Origin of the sequence: Microvirga aerilata, assembly GCF_016743775.1 — a bacterium.
Classification (GTDB): Bacteria; Pseudomonadota; Alphaproteobacteria; order Rhizobiales; family Beijerinckiaceae; genus Microvirga; species Microvirga aerilata.
Map to the genome: position 1 here is coordinate 1 of NZ_JAEQMY010000267.1, position 1491 is coordinate 1491.

Annotated in this window: 1 protein-coding gene and 1 pseudogene; one reads left to right on the forward strand and one right to left on the reverse strand. The window is 61.8% G+C overall.

What is annotated here, in order from left to right:
- Positions 1-187: 187 nt before the first annotated feature.
- Positions 188-1219, reverse strand: coding sequence for an IS110 family RNA-guided transposase (locus JKG68_RS32245; RefSeq protein WP_202066500.1), 1032 nt, complete (start codon positions 1217-1219; stop codon positions 188-190).
- A 144-nt stretch (positions 1220-1363) separates the two neighbouring features.
- Here JKG68_RS32245 and JKG68_RS34120 point away from each other — a divergent pair.
- Positions 1364-1491 (forward strand): annotated as a pseudogene (locus JKG68_RS34120) (IS6 family transposase); the annotation flags it as partial.

Genomic DNA, 1491 nt, shown 5'->3' on the forward strand with positions numbered 1-1491 from the left:
CCGCGGTCGGCAGACACCGCCGCATGATGGGGTCGGAAGCCTCAGCCTCGCCATGTTGCATACGCGGTCAATCTGCTCCCTGAGGTTCAGGTTTCAGGCCGCAACGGTGCCCACGCGATGGCTGCTGCCTCGTCCCGACAAGGGACATCGTACCGCCAAACCTGGCGGATCTCTTAGGGTGTCCATCTCATGCAGGCTGCCCTTCCTGGCGCGACCACCGGAAGTCCGTGTTGTCACGCCACATCCGGTGCAGGATCACCGCCAACTTACGCGCGACCGCGACAGTCGCCTTCTTGCCGCCCACCTTCTTGGCGAGCCGGGTGCCCCAGGCCTTCAGCGCAGACCAGCGCGAGACCCGGTTCAGCAGGATCCCGGCCGCCTCAAAGAGGTAGGTTCGCAGGAGCGGATCGCCGCACTTGGAGATCCGACCGCTTCGGTCGATCTCGCCTGACTGATACCGTCGTGGGGTCGGGCCAAGGTAAGCCCCTACGCTGGACAAGCTTGAGAACCGGTCTGGTGTGTCGATGACACTGATATAGGCCAATGTGACCAGAGAGCCGACACCGGGAGCCGTCATCAGGCGTCGGGCCGCCTGATCCTGGCGCGCCAGGCCCATAAGGCGACGGGAGAGGATGCCGATTTGCCGGCTGACCTCCTGCAAGGCGCTCAGGAGTGCCTCAACAGCATCCTTCAGTGGCCCATCGGCCACGAGTTCGCGCACGCGGTCGATAAAAGGCTGACGGCCTCCCTTGCCAGCTACCAGACCAAAGGGCTTGAGCATGCCATGGATCTGGTTGATCAGGTCCACGCGCACCTCCACTAAGCGAGCGCGTGAGCTGAGGAAGCTGCGGATCACCTGGCTGTCCAGGCTCTTGACGGTGACCTCCCGGTACCATCCCGTGCGCACGATCTGAGCCAGCCCAAGCGCATCATTGGGGTCGGTCTTGTTCACCTGCAGCGACAGCGCTGCCTTGGCATGGCGGGCATCCAGGCAAATCACAGGCAGGCCGCGCTTCTTCAACTCATGCCATTGCCATGTCGACAACGGGCCGCTTTCCAGGCCAATGCGCTCTACATGCGGCGCTCTCACTTTGACGACTGCCGCAATGGCTTCTGGCGTCGAGGCGCATTTGCCACGCCAGAGCGCCTTCCCTTGCTCGTCAACAATGCAGACGGCGGTCTGCTCCAGCGATACCTCCAACCCGACATACTGCTTCATGAGGATACCCTCCGTTGGCTTCCAGTTTGGGCCTGATTGCATCAGACCTCAGTTTGCTGTCGAAGGGCACCAAGCCCGGAATAACCCCATGTTGCATTAACCTCGGCAGTTTAGCGAGGGGCGGTTCATCAAGGACCCGCTCCCGTGTCTCTGTTCAAGCGCCGCCGCTTTCCCATTGAGATCATCCTGCTGTGCGTTCGCTGGTACTGCAACTACGGCATCAGCTATCGCGATCTCGCCGAGATGATGTCTGAGCGCGGCGTTGATGTTGA